The organism is Salinimicrobium sp. 3283s (assembly GCF_039602225.1).
In the GTDB taxonomy this organism is placed as follows: Bacteria; Bacteroidota; Bacteroidia; order Flavobacteriales; family Flavobacteriaceae; genus Salinimicrobium; species Salinimicrobium profundisediminis.
In genome coordinates this window covers 1305278-1331401 of sequence record NZ_CP143631.1, presented here as the reverse complement: position 1 = coordinate 1331401, position 26124 = coordinate 1305278, and the positions used below count along the sequence as shown (strand labels likewise).

Genomic DNA, 26124 nt, shown 5'->3' with positions numbered 1-26124 from the left:
ACTACTTTTTAAACAGCGGTACAGATGAACAGGCTTCGCCATACATGATGCTCTTTGCTACCGGCTGAAGTTTATTAATAAGTTGCAGATATGCATTTTGAGGGACAGGGCGGCGCGAGCAGCCTTTTATAATTACCGGCAGCCCCTCATATTTAGAAAAATCAAGGTTTTGCAGGATCTCTGTATAAAGTACTGTTTCGAGCATTGACAGGTCTCCCGTAACCACTTTTTTGGCATAGGGGGCAAGGTAGGTGCTGAGCAGCATATAAGCCCAGCCCGGAATAATGGCATCACTGGAGCAGGTAAGGGCCACGTACTTATTGCTGTACTGCGACCAGTTGTGTGCTATTGCAGTAGCTCTAAAATCTTTTTCCCTAAGCACAAAGCCTTCCAGAAGCCAGTCTTTTATGTCGAAGATTACCCGCTCGCCTTCAGGATAAAGCTCCTCCAGGTCAACAGTTACAAGTTTGCTGTTTGCTACGCGGTTTATAATTTCTTCAGCCATAAAAATTTAAATAGTTCTGTTTATTAAAGCATTCCCAGTTCAAGCTTTGCTTCCTCGCTCATGAGATCCTGGTTCCATGGCGGGTCAAAAGTGATCTCTACTTCACAGTCTTTTACCTCGTCCATAGATTTCACTTTTTCTTCTACTTCCATAGGAAGAGATTCGGCTACAGGGCAGTTGGGAGTGGTAAGGGTCATAAGGATCTTGATCTCGTTGTCTTCATTGACCATTACGTCATAGATCAACCCCAGTTCATATATATCTACCGGAATTTCGGGATCGTAAATGGTTTTCAAAACCCTTACGATCTTTTCTCCTAAAACTTCGGAATTTTGTGCGTGTTCCATCTTAATTTAATTGGGTTTGATATGCTACTGCATACATTTTTAACTGCTTTATCATGCTTACAAGACCATTGGCCCGGGTAGGGGACAAATGTTCTTTTAAGCCAATCTCATCGATAAAAGCAGTATCAGCTTCTATAATATCTTTGGGATGCTGATTAGAATAGGCGCGAATAAGAATGGCAATAATGCCTTTGGTAATAATAGCATCACTATCGGCTGTAAAAACAAGCCTATCTCCTTCCAGTTCGGCATGAACCCATACTTTACTCTGGCAGCCCTTAATAAGGTTGTCTTCTGTCTTGTACTTTTCTTCGATGAGCGGCAGAGACTTTCCAAGCTCTATCATGTGTTCGTAGCGTTGCATCCAGTCATCAAACATCTCGAATTCATCTACAATCTCGTCCTGTATTTCTTTTATGTTGCTCACTACTGTTCTATTTTAATTAAAGTCATTAAAGGTACATCATTGTTGGAATAAATAACAAATTCATTGCCAGTATGATCCAGTTTTGAGACCTTCTCGAAGGAAGACAAAATTTGTCTTTCTACCTCCATTTTCCCCTTGCAGTACTTCCTTGTATTCATAGGGGTGGAAAATTCCAGATTGCTTCCCTGCTGATTGTAATGCGCTGAAAAATCATTACAACCCGTATTTCCCGAAAGTTTACTTGCCATAGGATTAAAATTGAAAACAATATCGCGGGGCAGAGATTCGTGTCCCTGAATTGAGATCACCCGGTAATTGCCATCCAGAATTTCTTCTGTAACAGTGTCTATGGTATTAGCACATGAAAGGGAAATTACAGAAAGTATTAAAAGCAGTATTTTCCTCATTTACCTTAATTTAAGACAGCATTTGTTTTGCTTTTTTTACTGCTTCAACAAATGTATCTATTTCTTCTTTAGTGTTATAAAAAGAGAATGAAGCTCTTACTGTACCGGGTATTTTGAAGAAATCCATCACCGGTTGAGCGCAATGATGCCCTGTTCTTACGGCAATTCCCAATTTGTCTATAATGGTGCCAATGTCGTAAGGGTGAATTTCTCCAATGTTAAAAGAGATGACCGCTGTTTTGTCTGAAGAAGTTCCGTAAATCTTCAAATCATCTATTTCCAGCAGCTTTTGGGTGGCATATTCCAGTAGTTCATGTTCATAGGCAGCAATCTTTTCAAAACCTATATTGTTCATATAGTCAAGAGCCGCTCCAAAGGCTATACCGCCGCAAATATCGGGCGTTCCGGCTTCAAATTTGTGTGGCAAATCGGCATAGGTGGTTTTTTCAAAGGTCACCGTAGCAATCATTTCGCCTCCTCCCTGGTAAGGTGGAAGTTTTTTAAGCCATTCCTCTTTTCCGTAGAGCATACCTACTCCCGTGGGGCCGCACATTTTATGAGCAGAAACTGCGTAAAAATCCACATCCAGCTTTTGTACATCTGCTTTGATGTGAGGTGCCGCCTGTGCGCCATCTAAAAGAACTGCTGCACCTACAGCATGAGCCTTCTGGATGATCTCTTCAACCGGGTTCACAGTTCCCAAAGCATTAGAAACATGATTGACAAATACCAGCTTCGTTTTTTCAGAAAGCAGTTTTTCGTATTCCTCCATTTTAAGCATCCCTTCATTATTCATAGGGATTACCTTCAGCTTTGCACCGGTTTTCTCACATAACATTTGCCAGGGTACAATATTGCTGTGATGTTCTAAAGCTGAAACGATGACCTCATCGTTCTTCTTCAGAAGGGAAGCAAAACCACTTGCCACAAGGTTTATGGCGTGGGTAGTACCCGATGTAAGAATTATTTCGTGGGCCTTAGCTGCATTAAAATGCTCCTGAATTTTTATCCGTGCCTGCTCATAAGCATCAGTGGCTTCCTGAGACAGGGTGTGAACTCCGCGGTGAATGTTCGCATTGTATCGCGTGTAATAGTCAACAATAGCATCAATTACCTGCTGCGGGGTTTGGGAAGTTGCCGCATTGTCAAAATAAACCAGCGGTTTTCCATTCACCTCCCGGGAGAGGATGGGAAAATCTTTTCTTATGGTTTCCACATCAAAGTGGGTTTTGGTAGAGGCAACTTTCATGAGTAAGTTTTTTGTTTTGGGTTACAGGCTGTAGCCCACATTCACCCCAAGTTTAAGGGCAATGATATTGGTGATCCTGGCTTTAAGCTCCGGAATTTTTACACTTTCAAGTACATTATTGGCAAAGGCGTACATTAAAAGTGCTCTTGCTTCTTTTAGCGGAATTCCGCGTGAGCGCAGGTAAAATAAAGCTTCATCGTCTAACTGACCAATAGTACAGCCGTGGCTACATTTTACGTCATCGGCAAATATCTCCAGCTGTGGCTTTGAATTAATTGTCGCTTTATCGTCCAGTAATATGTTATTATTCGACTGAAAAGCATTCGTTTTCTGAGCCTCTTTGTTAACCACGATCTTTCCGTTGAAGACTCCTGTAGAAGACCCTGCAAATACGCCTTTGTAATCCTGGTGGCTCTCACAGTTTGGTTCTGTGTGATGTACTAAGGTGTTATGGTCTACGTGTTGCTTGCCGCCAATTACCGTAATCCCTTTTAAAGTAGAGTCTATGCGCTCTCCTTTTTGGTAGTAATTAAGGTTGTTTCGGGTAAGGTTTCCGCCAAAAGAAAAAGTATGTACAGAACATTGGCTTTCCCTGTGCTGTTCAATAAAAGTATTGTCAATTAAAGAAGCATTGTGATTGTCGTTCTGAATTTTGTAATAGTCAACAATCGCTCTTTTATCGGCAAAGATCTCGGTAACCGAGTTGGTTAATACAGGTTGATCTGTAAGGCTTTGATGCCTTTCAATAATTTGCACATGCGAATTCTCCCCAACAACAATAAGGTTTCTTGGCTGCACCAGCAATGCCGATTCATTTCCGGTAGAGAAATTTAGCACCTGTATGGGCTTATCGGCCATGGTATTCTTCGGAATATTGATGAAAGCACCTTCTCTCGAAAAAGCAGTGTTTAAAGAGGTAAGGCTTTCTTTTGGGGCCACCGTATTGAAGTAGTTATCAATAATTGGCTTGTATTTGGAATTGTTCAATGCCGAAGACATCAAACAGGCATCGATCTTTTCGTGTGTTGTAGCCGAAAGGTGTGAAGAATAGATCCCATCGATGAACACGATCTTATAAGTGTCAATGTCATCTATGAAATACTGCTCAACATCGCGGTAATCAATGGTGTCATGTTTTTTTGGAAATACGGTGTAATCGTGCTTCAAAACCTTGTTCAGGGAAGTGTATTTCCAGGCTTCCTGTTTTTTTGTGGGGAAGCCCATCTCTTCAAAATCCTTAATGGCCCGGCTTCTTATGTCGTGAATATCACTATTCATGTTCACGTTCTCTTCAAAAGCCAGAAATGAGGATAATAATTTATCTTTTAGCTCCATTGTTCTTTTTTCTTACTCCCCAAAAAGGGGAAAATTAAAGGGCCTTCTGGCGCCTTACGCTCCTACTTCTTCCTTGATCCAGTCGTATCCTTTTTCTTCCAGCTCGTAAGCGAGTTCTTTTCCTCCAGATTTTACAATCTTTCCGTCGAGCATCACGTGTACATAATCAGGGATGATATAATCGAGCAACCTCTGGTAGTGAGTGATCACAAGTGTAGCATTATCTGGTCTTCTCAGCTTGTTAACACCGTTAGCCACGATACGCAGGGCATCAATATCCAATCCTGAATCTGTTTCATCGAGAATAGCCAGTTTTGGTTCGAGCATAGCCATCTGGAAAATTTCGTTCCGCTTCTTTTCTCCTCCCGAAAAGCCTTCGTTAAGGGAACGGGAAAGGAATTTACGGTCTATTTCTAGCAGCTCAGACTTATCGCGGATCATCTTCAGCATTTCATTAGCTGGCATGTCTTTAAGACCTTTCGCCTGCCTGTTTGCATTGATCACTGTTCGCATAAAATTGGTCACGGTAACCCCGGGAATTTCTACCGGATACTGGAAAGATAGAAATACGCCTTTATGCGCCCTTTCTTCAGCATCAAACTCTGTGAGCTCTTCTCCTTCAAAATTGATCTCTCCGCGGGTTACTTCATACTCTTCTTTTCCGGCAATCACCGAAGAAAGCGTACTTTTTCCTGAACCGTTGGGCCCCATAATAGCATGGATCTCTCCTGCATTTATAGTGAGGTCTATGCCTTTTAATATTTTAAGGCCTTCTACTTTGGCGTGTAAATTCTTTATTTTAAGCATAATTTCAATATTTCCTGAATCCTCAGGGTTTTTCGATGTCTTTTTTAATTCTTGGCGCAGCTGAAGTATCGGTCTCTTTACTCGAGATTTCAAGGATCTCTTTTATCTCTACCAGTTCTTCCCAACCTTCGCGTCGTGGATTTTTAATGATGCGGGCTTTAACTGTAACCGGCACCATGTCAAAATCATCTTGTTTGAAGTTCGCAACACTGTCGGCCAGTTCGCGACTCAATGAATCTATTTGTACTCCATAAATGAAATCTTTACCCTTAAGCACTGCAGCATCTGCAAGAAAGATAAATTCTCCTTTTATGGTGGGTATGCTGTCTTTTGCTACTACAACCTGTGGCTCAACCTCTGTGGGTTCAGAATCTTCCCCGCAGCTATTGAGCATGAACAGCCCTGCCAGTAATGCAAAATATATTTTTTTCATAGTTATTATCCTACAGATCCTTCCAGGGAGATCTCCAGTAATTTTTGAGCTTCAACCGCAAATTCCATTGGAAGTTTGTTTAGTACTTCTTTGCTAAATCCGTTTACAATAAGGGCTATCGCTTTTTCGGTATCAATTCCTCTCTGGTTACAGTAGAAAATCTGGTCTTCCCCTATTTTACTTGTTGTAGCCTCGTGTTCAACTTTTGCTGTCTTGTTCTTCGCTTCAATATATGGAAAGGTGTGGGCTCCACATTTATTCCCCATTAGCAAAGAGTCACACTGAGAGAAGTTTCGGGCATTTTCAGCCTTACTGTTTATCTGCACGAGTCCGCGGTAGCTGTTCTGGCTTCTTCCGGCCGAGATCCCTTTAGAAATAATTGTACTCCTGGTATTCTTTCCAATATGGATCATTTTAGTTCCTGTATCGGCCTGCTGAAAATCATTGGTAACCGCGATAGAGTAGAATTCTCCTACCGAATTATCTCCCTTCAGTATACAACTTGGGTATTTCCATGTCACAGCCGATCCGGTTTCTACTTGCGTCCAGCTTATCTTGGCGTTCTTTTCACAAATTCCGCGTTTGGTCACGAAGTTATAAACTCCACCTTTTCCTTCTTTATCCCCTGGATACCAGTTCTGCACGGTTGAGTACTTGATTTCGGCATCATCTAAAGCGATAAGCTCCACAACTGCAGCGTGCAATTGATTCTCATCCCTTGATGGCGCAGTACAACCTTCCAGGTAACTCACATAACTACCTTCATCGGCAACCACAAGAGTTCTTTCAAACTGCCCTGTTCCGGCCTGGTTTATTCTGAAGTAGGTAGACAATTCCATAGGGCACCGCACTCCTTTTGGAATATAACAGAAAGAACCATCACTAAATACTGCGGAATTCAATGCAGCATAGAAATTGTCTTTTTGAGGCACTACAGTACCAAGGTATTTTTTCACTAATTCGGGATGCTCCTGAATGGCTTCACTTATAGAACAAAATATGATCCCTTTTTCGGCCAGTGTTTTTTTGAAGGTCGTGGTTACAGAAACAGAATCCATTACCACATCTACTGCTACCCCTGCAAGTTTTTTCTGCTCATCAAGAGAGATTCCAAGCCTTTTAAAGGTATCCAGCAATTCGGGGTCAACTTCATCAAGACTGTCATATTTTGGCTTTTTTGAAGGCGCAGAATAATAAGAAATGTCCTGAAAGTTGGGTTTTTTATAATGCACATTAGCCCATTCTGGCTCGATCATTTCCTGCCAGGCCCTAAAAGCTTCAAGGCGCCAGTTGGTCATCCATTCCGGCTCATTTTTTTTGAGGGAGATTGCCCGCACAATGTCTTCATTGAGTCCCACAGGAAAAGTTTCAGATTCAATGTCGGTGTAGAATCCGTACTTATACTCTTTATTGTCGAGCTCCTTTTTTAAATCATCTTCTGTATATGCCATCTTTCTGAGTTCCTGGTTTAAGGTTTGAAGTTCAAGGTTCTACCCTTTGAACTTTGTTCCTTTTAATTCGCTTTTTTGCAGATAGTTAATAAAAGAGCTTATCTGCTTGCTCAATAAAATCAATTTAGTGTAGAGGAGGTCGAATTCCTCTTTGGGAAGGTAATTTCTGTCAAGAGCACGATGTAATTGAGATCGTGTTTCTCCACAAGAAGCTTTCGCTATGGCCAGAAATTGAATAAATTCTCTATTACCATTCCTTTCAAATCCTTCAGCAATGTTATCCATAACAGATCCTGAAGGGCCGTTCACTTGGTCGTAAAGTTTATAATCAGATTTCAGGTCGGAATTTTGTCTAATCTTAAAGATGTCATTGCATATACCGCGTGCACTTTTCCAAATCTCCAGATCTTCAAAATTCTTTACTGTGCCCATCAACCTTAAACTTTAAACCTTGAACTATGAACCTACAGCGAGAATGATTCTCCACATCCGCAAGTGCGCTGGGCATTGGGATTGTTGAATACGAATCCTTTACCGTTGAGGCCGCCCGAATATTCAAGGATAGTTCCCGCCAGGTACAACACGCTCTTTTTATCGACAACAATTTTAATATCGTTGTCTTCAAAAAGCTTGTCACCTTCTGCCTTTGAATGATCGAATTTAAGATCATAGGACAGGCCCGAACATCCACCGCTCTTCACGCCCACCCGAACAAAATCCTGCATGGCATCAAAACCTTCTTCCTGCATAAGGGCGGTTATTCTCTTTTTGGCGTTTTCACTTACCTTTATCATCGCTATAAAGATTAATTCTAAATTAAATGCAAATATAATACAAACAATAGGTTTTACCATGGCAAATGCTATCAGAAAAAAGAATTCGGGCATTGGCATCGGCTATTTGCCAAACTTCTCTAATTTCTTCGGGTTATTTGTGTAACTTTTTCATTTTCAGAATTGAAGAAAAAAATTTTTAATTCTTCACCTGCCAAAAATGGCTTTTTGAAGACATCTTTCTTTAAATGAACATTTAAGCCTTAATTTTGCCAAAACTCATTTAACAGGATTATGTTTGAAAACAGTAACGAAAGCAGAACAAGCCTTTCAGAATATGGTGAATTTGGACTTATTGATCACCTAACCCGAAACTTTGGGGTCACCCCCGAAAACACTATTAAAGGCATTGGGGATGATGCGGCAGTGCTCGATTTTAAAGATGAGAAAGTAGTGGTTACTACCGATTTTCTTGTGGAAGGTGTGCATTTTGACCTGGCTTACATGCCGCTGAAGCATTTAGGCTACAAGGCGGTAATGGTCAATTTGTCCGACTTGTATGCGATGAACGCAAAGGCCCGTCAAATAACCATTTCTATTGCTGTTTCTAATCGTTTTCCTGTAGAAGCTCTTGAAGAACTTTATTCGGGCATTGAGCTCGCGGCAAAACTCTACAAAGTAGACGTGGTGGGAGGGGATACTACTTCTTCAAATTCGGGGATGGTGATTAGCGTTACCGCGCTGGGTGCTGCAAAGGAAGAAGAGGTGGTGTACAGGAGTGGAGCCAAAGAAAATGATCTTTTGGTGGTTACAGGAGATCTTGGTGCCGCATATATGGGCTTGCAGGTACTCGAAAGGGAAAAGCAGGTCTTTAAAGTGAACCCTAATTCACAGCCCGATCTTGATCCTTATACTTACCTCATTGAACGCCAGCTTAAACCTGAAGCCCGTCAGGACATCCCGCCTTTGTTTAAAGCGCTTGACCTTCAGCCGACTTCAATGATAGATATTAGCGATGGTCTTTCTTCTGAAACCATTCATTTGTGTAAAAACTCCGGAACAGGAGTTAATTTATTTGAAGAGAAAATTCCGTTAGATCCGGCGGTGATTTCTGTATGTGAAGAATTTCAGCTAGACAGTACCACTATTGCTTTAAGTGGTGGCGAAGATTATGAGCTGCTGTTTACTATAGATCAAAAAGACTACGACAAGATTAAGGGGAATCCTAATTTTACGGTGATTGGGCATATGACTCAACAAAGTGAAGGTATGCATCTGGTTACCCGTGCCAACCAAAAGATAGCGTTGATTGCCCGGGGCTGGAATGCCATGAATAAAGAGGACTAAGAAGCCCTGGAAAGGTTTTTTTCAGTAAAAATTTTTCTCGAACGTCTGCGTTTGTGGATCTTTGCAATATAAGCGTTGGTTTCCCGGAATTTAGGAGTGAGTTTAGCAATAAAGCCGTGGGCGGTATCGGTCATTTCCAGTCCGCAACGGGTGCATTTGTACTCTTTGATATGATCGGTTATCCTTTGTGAAACCGTAAAGTTATGGCTAAAAACTGCGCATATCCAGGCATTGGGAGAAAACAAACGAGGGATTTTATTTTCCATTTATAGGGTTTTTCAGCGTAATTTCAAAGTAGGAATGTAATAAAACTTTCCTAAAAATCAGTTAAATACCTCAATTTTTCGATGAAATGCACAATTTCCTGAATTGTTCTCTATTCTCGATGTAAGAAAGATGGCCTCCCGAAAACTGGAAAAATTTGCAGCCACAGCCTTCGGCAAGATTTCTTAATTCAGAAATGTTAACCAGGGGATCTTCGCTGCCGGCTACGATTATTTTTTGTCCGCTGTAATTTTTAAGAACTTCAATTTTTTCTGAACGTATTTTCATGCCTTTTAGAGCTGCAGTGATCCCTTCTGTTGGAAAACCCATAGCTTTATCTTTGAGTTCGTCAATCTCTTCGGAAAATGATGCTGTATTGCGGGGTGATAACAGGTTGTTGATAGCCATTGTGATGTATGCCTTTTTATTTCGCTGTACCAGTTCAACAGAGCGGTCCCTGATCTCTTTTTTCTCTTCGCTATCGGCCTGCGGGGTTGAATTGAGTAGCATAAGATCCTGAACCATTTCAGGATGTTGCTCCAGGAATGCCAGGGCCACATAACCGCCCATAGAATGACCTATAATATTGCCCTTTTTGACACCTGTGGCTTGCAGTACGGCATAGACAGCTTCAGCCATCAATTCCATGCTGTGAACTTCAGAAATAACGCCCGATTTTCCATGCCCCGGCAGGTCAATGCAAATAATTCTGCCGTATTTCGAGAACCCGGGCAGGAAGTCTTCCCAGATTTCCGAAGATTCTAAAAATCCGTGCAGCAGTACAGTTGTTTCACCTTCTCCCACTATTGAATAATGGATCTCCGTTTCCTGAAATTTTATCTTCATCTTATTGAAGTTTATAGCTATTGGCGTTTAATTTATATATTTAAAAAGCCACGAATTCACTGGTTATCTGTGCATTCGTGGCTTTGAATCATAATTTGCAACGTGGGATTTTAAGAGTTCATGATCTCTTCAATCTCATCGGCTTCTATCGGGATGTTGCGCATAAGGTTGAAAGGTTCTCCTTTTTCCTGGATCACCACATCGTCTTCAAGACGAATTCCGAAGCCTTCATCTGGGATATAAATTCCGGGTTCTACGGTAAAGACCATGTTTGCCTGCATGGGCTCGTAAAGTAATCCGTAGTCATGCGTGTCAAGTCCGATATTATGAGAAGTACCGTGCATGAAGTATTTCTTGTATGCCGGCCATTCAGGATCTTCATTTTGAACATCGGCTTTGTCGAGTAACCCGAGGCCCAGTAATTCTGATGTCATGAGCTTGCCAACTTCCTTGTGGTATTCGGCCCAATCGGTGCCGGGAACAAGCATTTTAGTGGCATCGTTCTTCACGCGGTTTACGGCGTTGTAAACTTCTTTCTGGCGTTTGGTGTACCTTCCGGAAACCGGGATAGTCCTGGTAAGGTCGCTGGCATAATTGGCATATTCGGCACCTGTGTCCAGAAGAATCAGTTCCCCTTCTTTACACTGCTGGTTGTTTTCGATGTAGTGGAGCACATTAGCGTTATTTCCGCTGGCAATAATTGGGGTGTAGGCGAAACCTTTAGAGCGGTTGCGAATCATCTCGTGCCAGTATTCGGCTTCAATCTCATATTCCCAAACCCCCGGTTTTACGAAATTAAGCACCCTGCGGAAGGCTTTTTCAGTAATATCACAGGCCGTTTGCATCAGTTCAAGCTCAATAGGATCTTTAACCGAACGCAGCCGTTGCAGGATTGGGTTACTTTTTGCCACCTGGTGAGCAGGAAATTGCTGTTTACACCATTTTATAAACCTGGCTTCGCGGGTTTCTGTCTCCACATTTGCCCGGTAATGTTCGTTGGTATTGAAATACACAGTGTCACATTGGGTCATTACTTCAAAGAATACTTTTTCAAAATCTTTGAGCCAAAAGACATTTTTGATACCTGATACTTCAAAAGCCTTTTCTTTGGTAAGCTTCTCACCTTCCCACACTGCAATGTGATCATTGGTTTCGGTGAGGAAGAGCATTTCCCGGTGCTTTTCTGAAGGCGCATCGGGAAAAATCACAAGTATGCTTTTGTCCTGGTCTACCCCGCTAAGGTAGAAAAGGTCTCTGGCCTGCTGGAAGGGCATGGTGCTGTCTGCCCCAATTGGGTAAATGTCGTTGGAGTTGAAAACAGCAAGGCTTTTAGGTTGCATCTTTTCAGCAAAATTCTTCCTGTTTTTTATGAATAGTTTGCGGTCTATTTGGTGATATTTCATGGGTATTATTTAGTGTGTGCAACAAATTTAAAAAATTTAAACCGAGAAGCGGTCGAAAACACGGCCGACTCGTTGATTTGATCAATTCATTTTAGGTCCAAATTGCTTATAGTGTTAAAAAAACGTTTGAGTTCCTGTCGCTGTAGTAGGGTTTTGGGTGGTCATTCCTTTAAAGAACAATCTTTTGCAGCTTCTTTATATTTGTTCTAAATAAAGCGTAATTGGAGGTGAATGTTTGCTAATGAAGTGAAAGAGCGTATTTTTGCTTTTACTTTATTAAAAATAATCACATATTTTATGGCAAAATCTGCGCTATTAAAGTCATCGCTTGCTAAAAAGTACTGGATGGCTTTCACAGGCCTGTTTCTATGTTTATTCCTGGTGGGCCACCTTGCGGGAAACCTGCAGCTGTTGGCTACGGGAGAGGGTGCGAGAGATCAATTCAATGAATACGCGCTTTTTATGACCACCAATCCTATTGTTAGGGTGCTGTCTATAGTAACTTTTGCGAGTATACTTTTTCACGTCATTGATGGGATCGTTCTTACAGTAAATAACCGCAAAGCACGCCCTCAGGGTTACGCGAGCTTTAAACCGGCTACAAACTCAAAATGGTCTTCAAGAAACATGGGAGTTCTTGGAACAGTGATCCTTGCGTTCATCGTGATCCACTTAATCAACTTTTGGGGAGAAATGAAATTTGGAGGTTTGGATGACACTGTTTATCAAACTGCCAATGGGGAGACTGTGAAAGACCTTTACACGCTTACGATCAGGACCTTTCAGGATGCTGAAATGGGTCTTATCTGGGCTATCATTTACCTTATTTCCATGATTGCCATCGGTTTCCACCTTTATCACGGGTTTGGCAGCGGATTCCAGTCTTTGGGAGTAAATCACCCCAAGTACAACAATTTTGTGCGGAAGACCGGAGTGGCCTTTTCTATTATAGTGCCACTGTTGTTCGCTATCATTCCGTTTTACATCTATTTTGTACTCGAAAAAATATAAGCTATGGGAGTATTAGATTCTAAAGTACCACAGGGGCCGTTGGCCGATAAGTGGGTCAATCATAAAAATAAAATCAATCTTGTCAATCCCGCCAACAAACGGAATATTGACATCATTGTAGTTGGTACAGGTCTTGCCGGGGGTAGCGCAGCCGCTACTTTAGCAGAGCTGGGATATAACGTAAAGACATTTTGCTATCAGGATTCTCCACGCCGTGCGCACTCTATTGCCGCACAGGGAGGAATTAACGCAGCAAAGAACTATCAGGGAGATGGGGATTCAGATTACCGTCTTTTCTACGATACTGTTAAAGGAGGAGATTACCGTGCCCGGGAATCGAACGTTTATCGTTTGGCTGAAGTTTCCGGTAACATTATCGACCAGTGTGTAGCTCAGGGGGTTCCCTTTGCACGTGAATACGGTGGATTGCTCGATAACCGCTCTTTTGGTGGGGTACTGGTTTCCCGTACCTTTTACGCAAAAGGTCAAACTGGGCAGCAGTTACTTTTAGGGTGCTATTCGGCCATGAACCGTCAAATTAACCGCGGAAAAATTAAATCTTACACCCGTCATGAAATGCTTGATGTGGTGCTTGTAGATGGAAAAGCCCGTGGTATCATTGCCCGTGACCTGGTGACCGGCGAAATTGAAAGACACAGTGCACATGCTGTGGTAATTGCTTCAGGAGGATATGGTAACGTGTTTTATCTCTCTACCAATGCGATGGGAAGTAACGTTACTGCCGCCTGGAAAGTGCACAAAAAAGGAGCTTTCTTTGCCAACCCTTGTTTCACGCAAATCCACCCAACCTGTATTCCGGTTTCCGGAGATCATCAGTCTAAATTAACCCTAATGTCTGAATCCCTTCGGAATGATGGTAGGATATGGGTTCCGAAGAAACTGGAAGATGCAAAGGCCATTAGGGAAGGAAGGCTGAAGCCCACCCAACTGGCCGAAGAAGATCGCGATTACTACCTGGAAAGACGTTACCCTGCGTTTGGTAACCTGGTACCTCGTGATGTGGCTTCCAGAGCTGCAAAAGAGCGTTGTGATGCCGGGTTTGGAGTAAATAAAACAGGAGAAGCTGTTTACCTTGACTTTAGTGCTGCTTTTATGCGCTACGGAAGAGAGGCGGTTTCTACACAAAAAATAGAGAATGCTTCCGAAGAGCAGATACGGGAGCTTGGAAAAGCTGTGGTTGAAGCTAAATATGGAAACCTTTTCCAAATGTACGAGAAGATCGTAGACGAGAATCCGTACGAAACCCCAATGAAGATCTATCCTGCCGTTCACTATACCATGGGTGGTCTTTGGGTAGATTATAACTTACAAACTACAGTTCCCGGACTTTATGCTGCTGGGGAAGCCAACTTCTCCGATCACGGTGCTAACCGTCTTGGAGCTTCGGCTTTGATGCAGGGACTTGCCGATGGGTATTTTGTGCTTCCATACACCATGGGGGATTATCTCGCCAACGACATTAGAACCGGAAGAATCCCAACCGATTCTCCCGAGTTTGATGAAGCCGAGAGAAAGATCCGTGAGCAACTTGAGCGTTTCGTGAATACGAAAGGAACAAAGTCTGTTGACTATTTCCACAAGCGTCTTGGAAAGATCATGTGGGATAAAGTTGGTATGTCTAGAAATGCAACAGGATTGAAAGAGGCTATTTCAGAAATTAAAGCTTTGAGAGAAGAATTCTGGAAAGATGTACGTGTTCCGGGAATCGTTGACGGCATGAACCCCGAGCTTGAAAAAGCCGGAAGGGTAGCCGATTTCCTTGAGCTGGGAGAGCTTTTTGCCAAAGATGCACTTCACAGGGAAGAATCTTGCGGAGGTCACTTTAGGGAAGAATTCCAAACCGAAGAGGGGGAAGCCCTTCGTGATGATGAGAACTTTATGTATGTAGCCGCCTGGGAATACACGGGAGAACCTGCAGATGCAGTTTTACATAAAGAAGACCTGGTCTACGAAAATATTGAAGTTAAAACGAGAAGCTATAAATAATTTGAAAATTTGAAAATGAGGGAATTTGAAAATTAACTCATCATCAAATCTTCAAATCTTCAAATTAAAAATATGAATCTTACACTAAAAATATGGCGTCAAAAAGATGCCACTTCAAAAGGGGCAATCCAAACCTACCAATTGGGAGGCGTGGAACCCGATATGTCTTTTCTGGAGATGCTCGATGTTCTAAACCAGGAGTTGATTGACAAAGGAGAAGAGCCGGTGGTCTTTGATCACGATTGCCGTGAAGGGATCTGCGGAACCTGTAGCTTGCAAATCAATGGAGAACCTCATGGGCCAGACAGGGGTGTTACTACCTGCCAGTTGCACATGAGAATGTTCAAAGATGGAGATACCATCACTATTGAACCATTCCGTGCAAAGGCCTTTCCTGTGATCAAAGATTTGGTTGTAGACCGTTCTTCTTTTGAAAGAATTCAGCAGGCAGGAGGATATGTCTCTGTAAATACTTCAGGAAATACCCAGGATGCCAATTCTATTCCTGTTCCAAAAGACCAGGCAGATGCTGCATTCTATGCGGCAACCTGTATTGGGTGCGGGGCCTGTGTGGCAGCATGTAAAAATGCGAGTGCCATGTTATTCACTTCGGCCAAGGTAAGCCAGATGGCTTTATTGCCCCAGGGAGAAGTAGAGGCCGATCGTCGTGTACTGGCCATGGTAGAGCAAATGGACAAAGAAGGTTTTGGTAACTGTACCAATACCGGTGCCTGTGAAATAGAATGCCCAAAAGGGATCTCTCTTGAGAACATTGCCCGTATGAACAGGGAGTACTTGAGAGCCAGCGTAAAATAGCATTTTTGACACCTTATATTTCTGAAGATCCCGGGCTTTGCAGTTCGGGATTTTTTTTGGAACTTATTGAAAAAACTAATGGCAGGAGTCAGCAATATATCTTCCAAACTTCCGAAGCACGAAACCAGTATTTTTTCTGTGATGTCAAAAATGGCATTTGAACATGATGCTGTCAACCTCTCGCAGGGTTATCCCAATTTTGAAACCGACAGGCAGCTCAAAGAGCTTGTTTATAAAGCCATGCTCGATGGGTATAACCAATATGCGCCGCTTGCAGGAATTACGCCTCTCCGGGAACAGATTGCCGATAAGATCGAGAGCCTGCACGGCAAAAAGTATGATAAAAATACAGAGATTTCAGTAACCGATGGGGCCACCCAGGCTTTATTCCTTGCAATTACAGCCTTTGTAAACCCCGGAGATGAAGTTATAGTGCTTAAACCGGCTTATGATTCTTACGAACCTGCTATTAAGCTGAATGGTGGCATTCCCGTGCTGGTGCAGCTCGAAGGAAAAGAATATAAGCTCAATATTGGTAAGATCAAACAGAAGATCACTCCTAAGACCCGTATGCTCATTATCAATACGCCCCACAATCCCAGCGGAAATGTTTTCAGTAACGAAGAAATGCAACAGCTGGAAGCTCTTTTAGAGGGTACAGATATTATTCTTTTGAGTGATGAGGTCTATGAACATATTATTTTTGATGAAGCTAAACATTACAGTGCCTCAGCTTTTACTAACCTCTCAAAAAGGGCAATTATCTGTGCCTCTTTTGGAAAGACTTTTCACAACACCGGCTGGAAGATGGGATATTGCGTAGCACCCGAAGAACTTATGGCCGAAATATGGAAGGTGATGGAAGTTAATGTCTTCTGCGTACATCATCCTACCCAGAGAGCTTTCGCCGAGTACCTCAAAACTCCTCAACATTACCTCGGACTCAGAGATTTTTATCAGGAGAAAAGAGACAAATTTCTGCGCCTCATTAAAGACACGGCTTTTAAAGCTGTTCCTTCAAAAGGGACTTACTTTCAGCTTCTGGATTATTCAGAAATAACAAATGAGCCCGACGTGGATTTCTCCCGCAGGCTCATTAAGGAATTTGGTATTGCAAGTATTCCGGTTTCAGTGTTTAACAAAGGGAAACAAGATCACCGGCAGTTGAGGTTCTGCTTTGCCAAGACCGAAGGCACACTGGTAGAGGCAGCAGAAATCCTCAAAAAGGTCAAATAGTGCTTACTCTTCCTGGTGTTTTCTAAGGCTGTCGTTTATATAAGACCGCACAATTTCTGTAGTGACCCCAAAAACAACATGGGCAATTAGCTCATGTGCCTGTGTCTTAAAGGGCACTTTTTCGGGGCTCTCGTCAAGGCCCATAAGCGGCAGGCTTGTTTCATGGGTTGACGCCCATGTAGTGGCACCTAAAATTGCACCGTCAAGCATGTTCATCTCGTCTTTGTCTCTTTTTCCGTAGCCATAAATTGCACCCACGGTGGCTCCCAGGGGCAGGTTGACCAGTTGTTCCACAATGCCTTCATTTTCGAGCTTTATAGGAGAGCCTATAAGTTTTGTTGAGAACTTATCCATCACCTTGATCTGAGCCGATCGCTGGTCGATCTTTCGTACCTCGAGGAAGCGTTCTACGCCTGCTTTTACAGCAGTTCCTACAAGTCCGGCCACAAAACCCGCAAGGATTCCGCGTGAGGTGTTCGATGGGAATGAATCTTTTTCAAAAAATGATTGTAAACTCATAGCTTTAATTTTTTTCAATTTAAAACTATTCAACTTCGCCCGTCAATGCAACCATTTAACATGTATTTAGCAGGGAAAAAAGCATTTTTTATACCTTTACATATGGCAGAAATTTTAAACACCGCACTCCTTCAGGCGAACCTGGAATGGGAGAAAATCGAAGACAATAAAGCCCTTTTTGAGAGGAAAATAAAAGAACTTCCGCAGGAAACCGATCTTATAATCCTGCCCGAAATGTTCTCTACCGGCTTCTCTATGAATGCCGAAAATCTTGCTGAACCCGACAAAGGCCCCACCTTTAAGTGGATGCAAAAAATGGCTTCAGAAAAAGATGCAGCTGTTACCGGTAGCCTTATCATTTCTGACGGAGGCAATTTCTACAACCGCCTGTATTTTGTTTATCCTAATGGTGCTTCTCAAAAATATGATAAGCGGCATACCTTCACTCTGGCCAAAGAGGACGAAACTTATGCGTCTGGAAGTGAAAGGTTTATTGTTGAGTACAAAGGCTGGAAGATTTGTCCGCTGGTGTGTTACGACCTTCGTTTTCCCGTGTGGTCCCGCAATACCGAAGATTATGACTTACTTATTTATGTGGCCAACTGGCCTGCAGCCCGGGTTGTAGCCTGGGATGCTCTTTTAAAAGCCCGGGCCATTGAAAATATGAGCTACTGTATTGGTCTTAACCGGGTAGGCCGGGATGGGAGCGAACTTAATTACGTGGGGCACTCTGCTGTTTACAACTGCCTTGGAGAAAAGGTCTCTTCAAGCCTGCAGGAAACTGAATTTACAGAGCTTGTAAAGCTCAATAAGCAGGATTTAAAAGACATCCGTTCCCAGCTGAAGTTCTTACAGGACAGAGACCGTTTTACTATTACAGATCTGGAGGAGGAATAATTGCTACAGGACTGGCATCAAAGGTATAGTTGTCATCCCAGTTTGCCCTTACGTTTATAGGCTCGGGGTAATACACTACAGTTTCGGGCTGCTTCCTTTTTAAGAAGCTTCCTGTATCCCAAATGTTATTTTCATTGCGGTCGTAGATGAGCCTTAGCAGGTAATTTCCCGGTTTAAGGTTGTTGAAGTTGATCACATTAGTGCCGGTAGAATATTCTTCGGCGATGACTTCCCCTTTTTCTGTCGTGACCTGCACGATAACAGGAAAAGCTTCAACTCCTGTGAGGTTGATAATAAGATTTCCGCGATCGGCCAGGGCAGGTGTTCCTGTCTGGGCCGTGATGGTGTCGCTCTGCCTTCCGAAGAAATCTGTAAAAGCACCCGGCAGTGCCGTGAGTTGGTATTTTTGTTTTTCAGATTTTTCAAAAGAAAGTCTGTACACATTATTCCATCTGTCATAAGTTCCTGTGAAGGGCACCGCGATACTGTCGCTCCTGGTAAGGTTAATCAGGGAGTCTTTCACCTCTTCGAGGGGCACCGTGGGTATTATTTTTATATCTTCCTGAAAACCTAGCGTCGACTGGGGTTCTACACTAAAAAGCAAGGTGTCCCGTTTTGCCTTTCGCAGCCGGGCAATAACTGTGTCGCTCACCCGTGGGGTTTCCACAAGGAATTTTAACGTGTCGCGTTCTGCAAAAGGTTTGTACCAGTAATGCAGCGTATCGGTCACAGGATCTTTAGTGATCCTGTCTTCAAAATTGGTAGGTACATCAAATGGTGTAATTGAAATACTGTCGGCCACTACTAATCCTGTATATCCAAAAATAAGGTGCTGTTGAGCCTTTACCTGGGGCCTTTCAAATTTTCCTTCAAGTATTTCGGAAAACAGCGTAAGGTCGAATTCTTCATCTGTGGGAATCGTGATGTATTCATCTGCAAATGCCACCTTGTCTGTACGTGGTTCAAAAGTGTAATTGTTGTTCACATCGCGCATAGCCACCAGTTGATAAGTGCCCTGTTTAAGATTGTTTAGCTGAAAAGTGGTTGCACTGTCAAGGGTGTTGGTAACATATCGGGGCACCCGGGTGTAGATCACAGAATCTGAATAAGTAGAATCTACTTCATAAAGCATCACCGAGATAAATGGGTCGGGCGCCCGAAGAATTGCATCCTTCACGCTGCCTCGCAGGGAAAGGGAATCAATATAAGGCCCCGTAGAAAAGGCGTAGGTGAAAAAACTAAGCGGGTTAGACTCATTGTTGTCTGTAATGCTTCTTCCGAAGTTAATAGTATAGGTAGTGCGGGGTTCTAAAGTGTCATTAATTTTTATGCGGATAGATTTGCTGGCCGTTCCCAAAGGAGTGATCTCGGGCCGCGGATCCATTGGCGGCGAAATAATTATTTGTTGCTGCGGGTTTGACAGCTTAATGTATTCATTAAAATGTATCCTTATTTCATCGGAATTAAAACTGGTGGTAAAATTCTCCGGCTTTGCCCTCACATATCTGGGAGGCTCCATATCACGCGGGCCGCCATCGGGCGTACCTCTTTTTGCACAGGCCGCAAAGGCGATAATAATGGTAAGGATGAGCAGGAAGTTTACACCGGCACGTTTCATAAAACGAAATTTGTTACAAAGAAACAATTTATTCTTTTAATCCTGAAGCCGCTAATGCGTAACGGCCATGGTGGCTATGCTAATTCTCACATTGGGAACCTGGAGCAGTTTATGAGCACAGGCCTCAAGAGTGGCACCGGTGGTAACCAGGTCATCTACCAGCAGCACGTGGGCATTTTGAAGGGAAGAAGGGTTTTGTACAACCAGGGTTTCATCTATTGTGCCCCAGCGGGCAATCCTCTTTTTTATGGTTTGTGTTTCTGTGGAGGAGATCTTGAGTAGCAGGTCATCACGATAAGGGATTTCAAGTGATCTGGCAATTTCCCGGCCAAAACCCTCTACCTGGTTAAAGCCTCTTATTTTAAGTTTTTTGCGGTGGAGTGGTACAGGAATGACCATGGTAGTTTGCTGCCATTGCGGTAATTCCTTGAGTTCATTCCCCAGCCATGCACCCAAATAGGGGCCAATTTCTTCATGGCCGCGATACTTCAGGTTGTGAATAAGCTTTTGCACCACACCTTTCTTTTCAAATAACAGGAGGGAAGTGGCATTTTCAACAGGTATCCTTCCGTAGAAAATCTTTTCAACCACATTGTCTTTTTCCAGGTGATGATTGGTCACCGGTAAGCTGTGAAGGCAGGACGTACAGAGGATATACTCATTAGCCCGCAGGCCAGATTCACATCCATAACAGAGTTTGGGATAAAGAAGGTTAAGGAAATCGTGAAACATTTGTTAACAAATTGGTCTTAGCCTGATTAAAACTCCTAAATTTACAAAACTAAACCGTTAAAAATCATTTGTTATGTCAGACCAGAAGAGTAATAATGCCTTAAAGATCCTTACCGGGGTTTTGGCAGTCGCTTTGGTTGCACTGGGTATTTATACCATTAAATTTTATAATGACGAGAAAGAGAACCGGGAATTGTTACAGCAGGAAAAAGCTGTGATAGAAGGAGAGCTTAACGATTTAATTGTGAAATACGATGAGGCAATCGCTGAAAATGAAGGTCTTGATTCTGAGTTAAATGCAGCGAGAAACAGGATATTAGCCCTGCGCGATTCTGTACAGGTTATGGAAGCCAACCTGGCACTTATCTCACGCTACCGTCGTGAAGTGAGCAATCTTAAAGCCGAAAAGGAACAATTGTTTAGAGTGGTAGACAGTTTGAGCAATCAAAACCAGCGGCTTATTACTGAAATTGACAGTACCAATAACATGCTGCTGGAGAGAACAAGAATTTCTGATTCGCTTCAGGTTCAAACTCAGACTATGGCCTCAAAGATAGATAAGGCTGCTCAACTGAAGTTAAGTAACTTGAGAGGGGAAGGTGTTATTGAAAGAAACAGCGGCAGGCTGGTAGAGAATGACCGTACCCGAAGAGTAGATAAGATTAGGACCTGTTTCACCATTACGCCAAACACTCTGGCTGCGGCAGGAGATAAAAATATCTATGTGCAGGTGTACAATCCCAATAACGAACTGGTAGGAGATCAAATTGCCGTGCAGCATGACGGCGGGGTGATGGTTTATAGTGCTGCCACTAAAGTCTACTATGAAAATGAAGAACTTGATGTGTGCCTTTTAGCCAATACAAATCCAGATCGCCTAATTGAAGGTGCTTATAAAGTACTGGTTTATGAAGGTGCTAATTTGATAGGCGCTACAGGATTTAGTCTCAGGTAAAACAAAAAATTAATTAATCCTACCGCCCTGGCTTGAATCGGGGCGGTTTTTTTATTTTTGCTTTATGGCAAAACAAGAAGACCTTTTTAAAAATGTAATATCCCATGCCAAAGAGTATGGGTATATTTTTGCATCATCCGAAATTTACGACGGCCTTAGCGCAGTCTATGACTACGGTCAAAACGGAGCAGAACTAAAAAAGAATATCAGGGAATACTGGTGGAAAAGCATGGTGCAGCTGCACCAGGAAATAGTAGGCATTGATGCCGCTATTCTGATGCATCCTACCACCTGGAAGGCATCAGGCCACGTTGATGCTTTTAATGACCCTCTTATTGACAATAAAGATTCTAAGAAGCGATACCGGGCCGATGTTCTGGTTGAAGATCATGCTGAAAAAATTCTTCAGAAGGCACAAAAGGAGATCGAAAAAGCTCGCAAACGCTTTGGGGAAGCTTTTGATGAAGAGCAATTTGTCAATACAAACGACCGGGTACAGCGGTATTTATCTGAAAGAAAAGAAATCCTGGAACGTCTTGGCCGCTCCCTTACCAATGAAGATCTAAAGGATGTAAAAGCATTAATTGAAGAGCTGGACATTGCCGATCCTGAAACCGGATCCAGGAACTGGACCGATGTTAGGCAATTCAACCTTATGTTTGGCACCAAACTGGGAGCTTCTTCTGAAACGGCATCAAACCTCTACCTGAGACCTGAAACCGCTCAGGGAATTTTCGTAAACTTTTCTAATGTTCAGAAAACCGGAAGGATGAAAATTCCATTTGGAATTGCACAAACAGGAAAAGCCTTTAGAAATGAAATAGTCGCAAGGCAGTTCATTTTCAGGATGAGGGAATTCGAGCAAATGGAGATGCAGTATTTTGTAAGGCCGGGAGAAGAGCTTAAATGGTACGAGCACTGGAAAGAGGTGCGTCAAAAATGGCATTTTTCACTGGGTCTTGGGGAAGAGAACTATCGCTTCCACGATCATGATAAACTTGCCCATTACGCCAACGCCGCAACAGATATTGAATTTAATTTTCCATTTGGTTTCAAGGAACTTGAAGGTATACATTCCCGTACAGATTTTGACCTGAAAGCACATGAAGAATTCTCGGGGCGCAAGCTTCGTTTTTACGATCCTGAACTTAAGGAAAATTATGTGCCTTATGTGATAGAAACTTCAATAGGGCTTGACAGGATGTTCCTGGCTGTACTTTCGGCCTCCCTAAAAGAAGAAGAGCTAAAAGATGGCAGTTCACGTACTGTTCTTAAACTACCTGCAATACTTGCCCCCGTCAAGGCAGCTGTGTTGCCACTGGTGAAAAAAGACGGCTTGCCCGAGCTGGCACAGGAGATCATTGAAGACCTGAAGTGGGATTTCAATGTACAATATGATGAAAAAGATGCTATTGGGCGCAGGTACAGGCGGCAGGATGCTTCGGGTACACCGCTGTGTATTACCGTAGATCACGATTCTCTTGAAGATCGCACGGTGACAGTGAGGTACAGAGATAGCATGGAGCAAAAAAGGATTCCTATTGCTGAGATCTCCAAATTGATCTCAGAAGAGACCGACTTTAAACACTGGATGAAAAAGTAGCTTTTTTCCTATCTAAATATGAGTTAAAAAAAAGAGCAATTCTCTCCGAATTGTTCTTTTTTTTGTTTCTGCTCATCCTAAATCATTACATTTATTGGTCAAAGTTTGCTTTATGCTGAAAAATTATTTTTTTCTTTTTCTCGTTCTGTTCCTGGGGTTCCATGTTTCTGCCCAGGAGAAGGAACTATTAGGCCCAATCTCACAGGGAGTGGCAAAACCATCTTTTTCTGCGCCTCTTTCTGCCAAAGAACTAATCCCGGCCATAAGTGAAAGGAAGGAAGTAAACCCGAAGAACCGCACTGCTAACAGGGTGGTGCCGGGAAAAGGATATCCTAAAGGAGCAGACGCCGCTTTGCAGGAAAAGAAGGGAACTATCCCAGTGAAACAGGCAATCCTTTCTTTTGATGCCGCCAATCTTTTTCATACCCCTACAGATCCTACCGGAGCCGCCGGGCCAAACCACTACGTTAATGCTTACAATTCAGGTTTTTCAGTTTTTGACAAGCAGGGGAATGTACTTTTGCCGCCTACCGATATAGCTTCCCTGGGAGGGGAATTTTCAGGAGAAAGGCTGGGAGATCCCATTGTGCTTTATGATCAATTTGCCGATAGGTTCATTATCACGCAATTTGCCGGCTGCCCTTATAATCCTACCCAGGGTTGCCCGAATAAAGTTGATCCCACCAATGCACTGCTCGTGGCTATTTCGAGAGGCCCGGATCCTGTTAATGACGGATGGTACACTTACAGGTTTGCTACAGGTACTTTTCCCGATTATCCAAAATTCTTTGTTTGGAGTGATGGTTATTATGTCACTACAAATCAGGATTTGGATGACCCGGCAATTAGTGAAGTAGTATTTGTGCTGGAAAGGGAGAAAATGATAAGAGGAGAGGCAGCCAGACATGTGGGCTTTCCACTTCCGGGCGTGAGGAACAACGGCTTTTACAGTCCGGCAGCTTTTAATGCAACCGGTAGTGAACCGCCGCCACCGGGAAATATGCCGGTAATTTATTTTCAGGATGATTCCTGGATGGGAATTAATGTAGATCATCTTAAAATCTGGCTGGTCAATGTAGACTGGAATAACATAGGAAATTCAACCATAAGGGAAGCACAGGAAATAACACCTTCGGAAGGCCTCACTCCTTTTAAAAGCACTTTTGACGGGGGAGGCTTTTCCAATTTATCTCAACCTTTTAATAAACCCGAACTTGATGCCTTACAGGGCGCCCTGATGTATCCAACTTCATTCCGAAGGTTTGCCACTCATAATTCTGTAGTCTTTAACTTTGTGGTAGATGTAGATCCCGGCATTGCAGAACATGCAGGGATAAGGTGGTACGAACTTAGGCAGTATGGGGAAAACCAGGCGTGGGAAATATATCAGGAGGGAACTTATGCGCCCGATGATAGCGACCGCTGGTGTGGAAGCATGAATATTGATAAACATGGAAATATTGGAATGGGATTTACTTTAGTGAACGACAGTCCCGAATCGCCCATACTACCCACTTTAAAATTTACAGGAAGATATTTTAACGATCCGCTCAACAAAATGACGCTACAGGAGGTGACCCTTGTGGAAAGTACTTCAGCTAGTGAAAGTAATAGATATGGAGATTATGCCCATACCAGTATTGACCCTGTTGATAATGAAACATTTTGGTACAATGCAGAATATTTTCAGCCAGGCTCGCGTCTAAACAGGGTGGGCGTGTTTAAACTGGCGCCTCAATTTGCAAAAGATGTTGGGATAACTGCAATCACGTCTCCTGTTTCTTCAAGCCTTACCGCTAGCGAAGACCTCACTGTTACCATAAGGAACTTTGGAACTGAAGCCCAATCGAATTTCCCTGTGATTTTCCAGGTGAACGATGACGAGGTGGTAACGGAAACCTTCAGTGGTACCATTCCTTCAACAGAGCAGGCGGAATTTACTTTTTCAGAAAAAATAGACTTTTCCACTTCCGGAGAAACATACGATCTTTTTGTAAGTACAGCGCTGGAAGGGGATATGAACCCCGAAAATGATTCTTTAAAAGTTGAAATTACTAACCTGCCGCCCAATGATATTGGGGTCACACAAATTGTACATCCCGAAACCGGCTCCAACCTTGCCACTGAAAATATTACTGTAGTAATTGAGAATTTTGGAGGAGAAGCACAAACCGGTTTTGAAGTTGGTTATACGGTAAACGGCGGAACTCCAGTGACCGAAATCGTAAGCGAAACGCTGGAAGTAGATTCTCAGCTCACATATTCTTTCAATAATCCGTATGATTTTTCAGCAAACGGAAGGTACACTATAGTAGCGTCTACTTTTCTCGAAAACGACAGTGATACTGCCAACGATGCGACTGTGGAGACCATTGCTCAACTTGATTGTATTCCCCAGGGTTCTTCCTGTGCCTTTGGAGATGGTATTAACAGCTTTTATTTGGAAGAGATCGTCAATGAAAATATCTATTGTGACGACGGTTACAACAACTTTTTGGGTATTTCTACCAGACTGGACATCACCCGGGAAGTGCACCAGGTAGGAGTGGTGTCTAATAGCAGTAATGAATTTTCTATGTGGATAGATTTTAATGACAACGCCGTTTTTGAGCCTGAAGAGCAACTGGTGAGATCTGGTGACATAACTTCCTCTTCGGCTCCTACAGTATTTGAATTCTCACTTCCCGAAAATGCCACTTTGGGAGAGCATATTCTAAGGGCAAGAGCAGGAGACGTTAGCCCTGGTTACGATGGAAATCTTAATGACCCCTGTAATGTGATGCAATATGGTACTACCGAAGATTATACGGTGGTGCTGGTAGATGGGATCAAAGAATCTGAAATACAGCAGGGAGATTTTGTGATCACTTCTTCCGAAGAAGATATGTTCAGCCTCAATTTTACCACGCCATACCAACGCCCGCTGTGGGTAACCGTGCACGATATGTTGGGGCAAAAACTGGTGGAGGCCATGGTGAAAAAAGGTGCCACAGCCTACAGCTATTCTCTTGATATGTCTTACGCTGCATCGGGAGTTTATCTTGTGCGTATGGGAACGCGAGACGAGGGTAAAGTGAAACGCATTATTGTACAGTAGTTAAAAAAGTCTGACTTCATTCTTTCTAAAGGCCCTTTA

26 protein-coding genes are annotated in these 26124 nt (G+C 42.9%); 9 read left to right on the top strand and 17 right to left on the bottom strand.

Going from position 1 to position 26124, the window contains the following annotated elements; genetic code table 11:
* Position 1: 1 nt before the first annotated feature.
* The 11 genes from VS868_RS05935 to VS868_RS05885 are packed head-to-tail and all read right to left on the bottom strand — an operon-like array spanning position 2 to position 7755.
* Entirely contained in the window at positions 2–505 is a 504-nt protein-coding gene (locus VS868_RS05935) for a DUF2480 family protein (protein WP_345599515.1), read from the bottom strand.
* A gap of 23 nt (positions 506–528) precedes the next feature.
* Positions 529–852 (bottom strand): SUF system Fe-S cluster assembly protein, encoded by a 324-nt coding sequence (locus VS868_RS05930; RefSeq protein ID WP_266070050.1) that lies wholly within the window; start codon positions 850–852, stop codon positions 529–531.
* 1 nt (position 853) lies between these two features.
* The gene (locus tag VS868_RS05925) at positions 854–1279 is read right to left on the bottom strand and encodes a SufE family protein (protein WP_345599514.1); all 426 of its coding nucleotides are present in this window, start codon (positions 1277–1279) and stop codon (positions 854–856) included.
* Positions 1279–1686 carry an META domain-containing protein gene (locus VS868_RS05920; protein WP_266070049.1) on the bottom strand — a complete coding sequence of 136 codons (408 nt, stop codon included), beginning with the start codon at positions 1684–1686 and terminating at the stop codon, positions 1279–1281. The genes VS868_RS05925 and VS868_RS05920 overlap by 1 nt, the downstream gene beginning before the upstream one ends.
* Positions 1687–1696: 10 nt before the next feature.
* Entirely contained in the window at positions 1697–2935 is a 1239-nt protein-coding gene (locus VS868_RS05915; protein ID WP_266070048.1) for a cysteine desulfurase, read from the bottom strand.
* A gap of 21 nt (positions 2936–2956) precedes the next feature.
* Entirely contained in the window at positions 2957–4270 is a 1314-nt protein-coding gene (gene sufD / locus VS868_RS05910) for a Fe-S cluster assembly protein SufD (protein ID WP_266070047.1), read from the bottom strand.
* Between the two features lie 54 nt (positions 4271–4324).
* Positions 4325–5077 carry a Fe-S cluster assembly ATPase SufC gene (sufC, locus tag VS868_RS05905; RefSeq protein ID WP_266070046.1) on the bottom strand — a complete coding sequence of 251 codons (753 nt, stop codon included), beginning with the start codon at positions 5075–5077 and terminating at the stop codon, positions 4325–4327.
* Between the two features lie 22 nt (positions 5078–5099).
* A complete protein-coding gene (locus VS868_RS05900; RefSeq protein ID WP_266070045.1) occupies positions 5100–5510 on the bottom strand; it encodes a hypothetical protein in 411 nt (136 codons plus the stop codon).
* A gap of 5 nt (positions 5511–5515) precedes the next feature.
* Positions 5516–6961: a Fe-S cluster assembly protein SufB gene (sufB, locus tag VS868_RS05895; protein ID WP_266070044.1), complete on the bottom strand. Its 1446-nt coding sequence runs from the start codon at positions 6959–6961 to the stop codon at positions 5516–5518.
* 39 nt (positions 6962–7000) lie between these two features.
* Positions 7001–7393, bottom strand: coding sequence for a four helix bundle protein (locus VS868_RS05890; RefSeq protein ID WP_345599513.1), 393 nt, complete (start codon positions 7391–7393; stop codon positions 7001–7003).
* Positions 7394–7425: 32 nt separating this feature from the next.
* Positions 7426–7755, bottom strand: a complete 330-nt coding sequence (locus VS868_RS05885; protein WP_345599512.1) for an iron-sulfur cluster assembly accessory protein — start codon at positions 7753–7755, stop codon at positions 7426–7428.
* 273 nt (positions 7756–8028) lie between these two features.
* Between VS868_RS05885 and thiL the strand changes: the two genes are divergently transcribed.
* On the top strand, positions 8029–9081 hold the full coding sequence (gene thiL / locus VS868_RS05880; RefSeq protein ID WP_345599511.1) for a thiamine-phosphate kinase: 1053 nt from the start codon (positions 8029–8031) through the stop codon (positions 9079–9081).
* Here thiL and VS868_RS05875 read toward each other — a convergent pair.
* The 3 genes from VS868_RS05875 to VS868_RS05865 form a co-directional block, all read right to left on the bottom strand.
* Positions 9078–9347, bottom strand: coding sequence for a hypothetical protein (locus tag VS868_RS05875; protein WP_345599510.1), 270 nt, complete (start codon positions 9345–9347; stop codon positions 9078–9080). The two genes, thiL and VS868_RS05875, sit on opposite strands and share 4 nt — an antisense overlap.
* Positions 9348–9417: 70 nt before the next feature.
* Entirely contained in the window at positions 9418–10191 is a 774-nt protein-coding gene (locus VS868_RS05870; RefSeq protein ID WP_266070040.1) for an alpha/beta hydrolase, read from the bottom strand.
* A 110-nt stretch (positions 10192–10301) separates the two neighbouring features.
* A complete protein-coding gene (locus tag VS868_RS05865) occupies positions 10302–11594 on the bottom strand; it encodes an aminopeptidase P family protein (protein ID WP_345599509.1) in 1293 nt (430 codons plus the stop codon).
* A gap of 297 nt (positions 11595–11891) precedes the next feature.
* Here VS868_RS05865 and VS868_RS05860 point away from each other — a divergent pair, with 297 nt between their 5' ends.
* The 4 genes from VS868_RS05860 to VS868_RS05845 all read left to right on the top strand — a co-directional run bounded on the left by VS868_RS05860 (position 11892) and on the right by VS868_RS05845 (position 16664).
* Entirely contained in the window at positions 11892–12605 is a 714-nt protein-coding gene (locus VS868_RS05860; RefSeq protein ID WP_266070038.1) for a succinate dehydrogenase cytochrome b subunit, read from the top strand.
* A gap of 3 nt (positions 12606–12608) precedes the next feature.
* Positions 12609–14612 carry a fumarate reductase/succinate dehydrogenase flavoprotein subunit gene (locus VS868_RS05855; RefSeq protein WP_345599507.1) on the top strand — a complete coding sequence of 668 codons (2004 nt, stop codon included), beginning with the start codon at positions 12609–12611 and terminating at the stop codon, positions 14610–14612.
* Between the two features lie 72 nt (positions 14613–14684).
* Positions 14685–15428: a succinate dehydrogenase/fumarate reductase iron-sulfur subunit gene (locus VS868_RS05850; protein ID WP_345599506.1), complete on the top strand. Its 744-nt coding sequence runs from the start codon at positions 14685–14687 to the stop codon at positions 15426–15428.
* Between the two features lie 78 nt (positions 15429–15506).
* Positions 15507–16664, top strand: coding sequence for a methionine aminotransferase (locus VS868_RS05845; RefSeq protein WP_345599505.1), 1158 nt, complete (start codon positions 15507–15509; stop codon positions 16662–16664).
* A 3-nt stretch (positions 16665–16667) separates the two neighbouring features.
* Here the strand turns inward: VS868_RS05845 and VS868_RS05840 are convergent, their stop codons facing one another.
* Positions 16668–17183, bottom strand: coding sequence for a DUF1440 domain-containing protein (locus tag VS868_RS05840; protein ID WP_345599504.1), 516 nt, complete (start codon positions 17181–17183; stop codon positions 16668–16670).
* Between the two features lie 102 nt (positions 17184–17285).
* Here VS868_RS05840 and VS868_RS05835 point away from each other — a divergent pair, with 102 nt between their 5' ends.
* On the top strand, positions 17286–18080 hold the full coding sequence (locus VS868_RS05835; RefSeq protein ID WP_345599503.1) for an amidohydrolase: 795 nt from the start codon (positions 17286–17288) through the stop codon (positions 18078–18080).
* On the opposite strand, the gene VS868_RS05830 is transcribed toward VS868_RS05835, so the two are convergent.
* A complete protein-coding gene (locus VS868_RS05830) occupies positions 18058–19698 on the bottom strand; it encodes an Ig-like domain-containing protein (RefSeq protein ID WP_345599502.1) in 1641 nt (546 codons plus the stop codon). The genes VS868_RS05835 and VS868_RS05830 overlap by 23 nt on opposite strands.
* 51 nt (positions 19699–19749) lie before the next feature.
* Positions 19750–20430 (bottom strand): phosphoribosyltransferase family protein, encoded by a 681-nt coding sequence (locus VS868_RS05825; protein ID WP_266070031.1) that lies wholly within the window; start codon positions 20428–20430, stop codon positions 19750–19752.
* Between the two features lie 73 nt (positions 20431–20503).
* On the opposite strand from VS868_RS05825, the gene VS868_RS05820 reads away from it, so the two are divergent.
* From VS868_RS05820 to VS868_RS05810, 3 genes are all read left to right on the top strand, one after another.
* Complete coding sequence (locus VS868_RS05820) at positions 20504–21385, top strand: hypothetical protein (protein ID WP_266070030.1); 882 nt, start codon at positions 20504–20506, stop codon at positions 21383–21385.
* Between the two features lie 64 nt (positions 21386–21449).
* Positions 21450–22988, top strand: coding sequence for a glycine--tRNA ligase (locus tag VS868_RS05815; RefSeq protein ID WP_345599501.1), 1539 nt, complete (start codon positions 21450–21452; stop codon positions 22986–22988).
* A 112-nt stretch (positions 22989–23100) separates the two neighbouring features.
* Positions 23101–26085, top strand: coding sequence for a T9SS type A sorting domain-containing protein (locus VS868_RS05810; protein ID WP_266070028.1), 2985 nt, complete (start codon positions 23101–23103; stop codon positions 26083–26085).
* Positions 26086–26124 lie beyond the last annotated feature (39 nt).

Excerpts from the sequence above, each read along its gene's own strand:
- thiL (WP_345599511.1), top strand. The coding sequence starts at position 8,029 with ATGTTTGAAAACAGTAACGAAAGCAGAACAAGCCTTTCAGAATATGGT.
- VS868_RS05855 (WP_345599507.1), top strand. The coding sequence starts at position 12,609 with ATGGGAGTATTAGATTCTAAAGTACCACAGGGGCCGTTGGCCGATAAG.
- VS868_RS05815 (WP_345599501.1), top strand. The coding sequence starts at position 21,450 with ATGGCAAAACAAGAAGACCTTTTTAAAAATGTAATATCCCATGCCAAA.
- VS868_RS05840 (WP_345599504.1), bottom strand. The coding sequence starts at position 17,183 with ATGAGTTTACAATCATTTTTTGAAAAAGATTCATTCCCATCGAACACC.
- VS868_RS05830 (WP_345599502.1), bottom strand. The coding sequence starts at position 19,698 with ATGAAACGTGCCGGTGTAAACTTCCTGCTCATCCTTACCATTATTATC.
- VS868_RS05835 (WP_345599503.1), top strand. The coding sequence starts at position 17,286 with ATGGCAGAAATTTTAAACACCGCACTCCTTCAGGCGAACCTGGAATGG.
- VS868_RS05865 (WP_345599509.1), bottom strand. The coding sequence starts at position 11,594 with ATGAAATATCACCAAATAGACCGCAAACTATTCATAAAAAACAGGAAG.
- VS868_RS05845 (WP_345599505.1), top strand. The coding sequence starts at position 15,507 with ATGGCAGGAGTCAGCAATATATCTTCCAAACTTCCGAAGCACGAAACC.
- VS868_RS05850 (WP_345599506.1), top strand. The coding sequence starts at position 14,685 with ATGAATCTTACACTAAAAATATGGCGTCAAAAAGATGCCACTTCAAAA.
- VS868_RS05810 (WP_266070028.1), top strand. The coding sequence starts at position 23,101 with ATGCTGAAAAATTATTTTTTTCTTTTTCTCGTTCTGTTCCTGGGGTTC.
- VS868_RS05875 (WP_345599510.1), bottom strand. The coding sequence starts at position 9,347 with ATGGAAAATAAAATCCCTCGTTTGTTTTCTCCCAATGCCTGGATATGC.
- VS868_RS05825 (WP_266070031.1), bottom strand. The coding sequence starts at position 20,430 with ATGTTTCACGATTTCCTTAACCTTCTTTATCCCAAACTCTGTTATGGA.
- sufD (WP_266070047.1), bottom strand. The coding sequence starts at position 4,270 with ATGGAGCTAAAAGATAAATTATTATCCTCATTTCTGGCTTTTGAAGAG.
- VS868_RS05820 (WP_266070030.1), top strand. The coding sequence starts at position 20,504 with ATGTCAGACCAGAAGAGTAATAATGCCTTAAAGATCCTTACCGGGGTT.
- sufB (WP_266070044.1), bottom strand. The coding sequence starts at position 6,961 with ATGGCATATACAGAAGATGATTTAAAAAAGGAGCTCGACAATAAAGAG.
- VS868_RS05935 (WP_345599515.1), bottom strand. The coding sequence starts at position 505 with ATGGCTGAAGAAATTATAAACCGCGTAGCAAACAGCAAACTTGTAACT.
- VS868_RS05915 (WP_266070048.1), bottom strand. The coding sequence starts at position 2,935 with ATGAAAGTTGCCTCTACCAAAACCCACTTTGATGTGGAAACCATAAGA.
- VS868_RS05930 (WP_266070050.1), bottom strand. The coding sequence starts at position 852 with ATGGAACACGCACAAAATTCCGAAGTTTTAGGAGAAAAGATCGTAAGG.
- VS868_RS05870 (WP_266070040.1), bottom strand. The coding sequence starts at position 10,191 with ATGAAGATAAAATTTCAGGAAACGGAGATCCATTATTCAATAGTGGGA.
- VS868_RS05885 (WP_345599512.1), bottom strand. The coding sequence starts at position 7,755 with ATGATAAAGGTAAGTGAAAACGCCAAAAAGAGAATAACCGCCCTTATG.
- VS868_RS05890 (WP_345599513.1), bottom strand. The coding sequence starts at position 7,393 with ATGGGCACAGTAAAGAATTTTGAAGATCTGGAGATTTGGAAAAGTGCA.
- VS868_RS05900 (WP_266070045.1), bottom strand. The coding sequence starts at position 5,510 with ATGAAAAAAATATATTTTGCATTACTGGCAGGGCTGTTCATGCTCAAT.
- VS868_RS05920 (WP_266070049.1), bottom strand. The coding sequence starts at position 1,686 with ATGAGGAAAATACTGCTTTTAATACTTTCTGTAATTTCCCTTTCATGT.
- sufC (WP_266070046.1), bottom strand. The coding sequence starts at position 5,077 with ATGCTTAAAATAAAGAATTTACACGCCAAAGTAGAAGGCCTTAAAATA.
- VS868_RS05860 (WP_266070038.1), top strand. The coding sequence starts at position 11,892 with ATGGCAAAATCTGCGCTATTAAAGTCATCGCTTGCTAAAAAGTACTGG.